3 protein-coding genes are annotated in these 3,231 nt (G+C 38.0%); all 3 read right to left on the bottom strand.

What is annotated here, in order from left to right; genetic code table 11:
- Positions 1-246 precede the first annotated feature (246 nt).
- The gene (locus tag AACR75_RS00175; protein ID WP_017053035.1) at positions 247-1,077 is read right to left on the bottom strand and encodes an MBL fold metallo-hydrolase; all 831 of its coding nucleotides are present in this window, start codon (positions 1,075-1,077) and stop codon (positions 247-249) included.
- A gap of 145 nt (positions 1,078-1,222) precedes the next feature.
- On the bottom strand, positions 1,223-1,921 hold the full coding sequence (locus AACR75_RS00170; RefSeq protein WP_156117140.1) for a hypothetical protein: 699 nt from the start codon (positions 1,919-1,921) through the stop codon (positions 1,223-1,225).
- A 90-nt stretch (positions 1,922-2,011) separates the two neighbouring features.
- Complete coding sequence (locus AACR75_RS00165) at positions 2,012-2,593, bottom strand: HD domain-containing protein (protein WP_047691350.1); 582 nt, start codon at positions 2,591-2,593, stop codon at positions 2,012-2,014.
- Positions 2,594-3,231 lie beyond the last annotated feature (638 nt).

The raw sequence follows: 3,231 nt of genomic DNA, 5'->3' as shown, positions 1-3,231 counted from the left end.
ATTTGCCGACAACACAAAACGAATGGCCGGAGAAATCCCAAAAGATTGAGTCCCTAAATTTACCTGAGTTGCATAACGCCCAATTAAGGTGTGAAGCACGCGACCACGACACTTAATAGACCACCGTAATCACTAAACTTAACTCAAACCAAAAATGCCAAGCGTGCTGAATCACTCTTAAATTGTTTGTTAGCAATATTTCCCGTTTCAGTGATTTTATTTAATGTTCGGGTTTAACCGATTTCGCTACTTGACTAATTTTTCTTTCGCTAATTTTTCCTGCTGCTCTAAAAATGTAAAAAAGCTGGACTTGCTTATAAATGGATTGATTTCTGCACCGTTTTTTCGTTTATCACGATTAGCGAACAAATCATTTTTATGTGGGTGATTTGCTAGGTTAACAGTTACAACAGGAGGTTTTAGGGCAATCTCTCTGATTCTATCCATACTTTTGAAAAATTGATTCGCTAACTCTGGATTTTTGGCACTCAAACTATGCCCACCGACGACAAACGCACGATATAGTGCACCGCTATCTTGCACCATAAAATCCAGCGAAAAGTCACCCTCGGTATGACCTGGTGTAATATAAAATTTAAACGGCTTCCCTCCGATTTCGAGAGTCATTCCATCTTTAACAATAAAGTCTACATTAGGCGGCAAAAATTTATTGGCTCCCTCACTCTTCTCTGCTTGTTTTTTCGCTAGCTCATGACCTTTTGAGGTCATCACAACTATAGAGCCATACTTCGCCTGAAGGTATTGTGCCCCACCAACATGATCAGAATGCCCGTGAGTAGCTAAAATATGTGTAACTGGCTTTTTCTCTAACCCTAACTTTTTAAGATTAATCGGTATCCATTTAGAATAAGGGAAGTCTAGCGTATCAATAATAACTAGCCCTGTATTTGTCTCGACAGCGTAAGAAGAAACCCATTTATCACCGACATAATACACATCGTCAAACATTTGAAAGGGCTCAACATACCCATTTTTATCATTCATTTCTGGAATATCATCATTTGCTCTTACACAAACTGAAACCAATAAGAGCAGAACAACACTCAACTTTTTCATATAAACTCCTATATTGCTAACGCCCGCTTAAGGGGCTGACAACGCTACTACCAAGTTTCCGCATAACACTGAAACCACCAAAGTCAACGCATAATAAAAATGCCACGCGTTGGAAGTCCCTCTTGAAGCGTTTGTTATATTCAATTTACCAATTCTCAATTTCATCACTTATTAAATCAATTAACTCACTATCATTTACATTGTATTTATTAAATACAGCGCGAGCCTGAAATTTGAAATTTCTTTTGTCATCAAACTTAAACCTTGACTTTCTTTTCACAAACATATCCATATTATAAAGAGAGTTAACCAGAATATTTATTATTTCTATACTCTTACTTTTGTTAATATAATAAACGGGTTTATCATCAAGTTTAGTAATACGTTTCAAATCTAAAGATAAGACTCTATCCCATTGATAAGAAATATTATGGATTAATCTTCTATGGTGTTCATTAGGGATTGACTTTGTTTTATATAGCTCCAAGTGCAATGTATAAAAAGCATCAAAATTTATTTCCCTTGGGCCAATCAATCTCTCACCATTATAGAGATTTACTTGTTCACTATTATAATTTTTGATTACAGATATAAAAAATGAACTCATCATAGATGAGATGAAATCAGCTTCCTGATATAAGCTACGCTCGAGGGTAAGGTACCTTTTGTAATCAAGAAAAGCAGAGATCATAAGTCCGAGGAAAGCACCAAGAAAGGCACCTATCACGGCTCCTAAAATTGCCCAAAAACCTTCATTTGAAACATATTCCATAGAAATTACTCTTGCTGAGGTTCGTAACTGAATATAACGCCCAATTAAGGGGTGAGCAACGCTACCACTCAAACCTAAAGCATTGTGCCATAAACACTAAATTTGAAGTAGAAGCAAAAACGCCAAGCGTTGTAAATCCCTCTTAAATTGTTTGTTATACGCCTATTTCAGCACACCAACTTTTACTGCTTCATTAAGACGTGATTCGACTTCTTTCCAAAGAACATGACTACCCTTTGAAATACGATCCCCATTGAATGCAAAAACCTTTTCTTTGGTTATGTTATGCTTTTTCCAACTATGACCTTCACCATGAATGTTGTGCAGCAAAGGGGGAACCCGATCGATTGCTTTAGCAAAACTAGCATCTGGGCTTATACCTTCTTCAAATTCATTCCAAAGACGACAATATTCGTCTCGGCTTGATTCAGGTAAAAGCTGAAATAACTTCTGTATGCCAACCCGTTCCAGTTGTTTATTTTCTTCAGTTTCGCTTGAATAAATAACCGTATCACCAGCCTCGATTTCACCAAGGTCATGGATAAGAAGCATCTTCATAACACGAACAATATCAATTTCTTCGTTAGCGAAGTCTTTAAGCATCAGAGCACTCAAACATACGTGCCAACTATGTTCAGCCGAGTTTTCGTATCGATCTAACCCTACGGGTTTTGTCTGTCTTTCTACAGACTTAAGTTTCTCGACTTCAACCATAAAGTCGATTATTCCTTTGATTTCTTCCACGTTAAGTCCTTTTTATGTGGTAATTTATGATTGGCGTATAACGCCCGGCTAAGGGGTTGACAACGCACCGCCGAACTCAAAAAACACACCGTAAACACTGAACTTCAATTTTACGCTAAAGTCGCCACGCGTTGGCAATCCCTCTTGAGCCGTTTGTTATGCAAATTCAATAAGATAATCTGACTTTACTCGATCAAAAGCCACGATTGCAATGGTTGAGTGATTCAAGAACCAACCCAAGCAAGAACTGTGATAAATTAGCCGCCAAAACAAAGTCCACCTTTCAACAACAAACCAAGCTTTTGAATTAGACAAACTCACCGAGCAAGACTTTCAGCAAGTACGAAATGATCGAATAACTTGCTCTTTCCACACTTTGCGCACGCTAAATTGACAACAAACCAGCACTAAAACTGATTGAGGCAAACCAAGAACCTTGCTTGTTTTACGGTTTGAGTTAGCCAAGAGTTTGAAGGTAAAAAAGCCCATTTGCCGACAACACAAAACGAATAGCCGGAGAAATCCCAAAAGATTGAACCCCTAAATTTGCCTGAGTTGCATAACGCCCGCTTAAGGGGCAGACAACGCTACTACCAACTTACCGCATAACACCGTAATCACAAAAACCAACGCATAGT

It is taken from the genome of Vibrio sp. ZOR0018 (genome assembly GCF_963865925.1).
Lineage (GTDB): Bacteria > Pseudomonadota > Gammaproteobacteria > Enterobacterales > Vibrionaceae > Vibrio > Vibrio anguillarum.
The sequence above is the reverse complement of the archived record's forward strand: the minus strand, read 5'-3'. Positions and strand labels throughout refer to the sequence as shown.

Bases quoted from the DNA above. Each gene is read 5' to 3' on its own strand.
- AACR75_RS00175 (WP_017053035.1), bottom strand. From the start codon at position 1,077: ATGAAAAAGTTGAGTGTTGTTCTGCTCTTATTGGTTTCAGTTTGTGTA.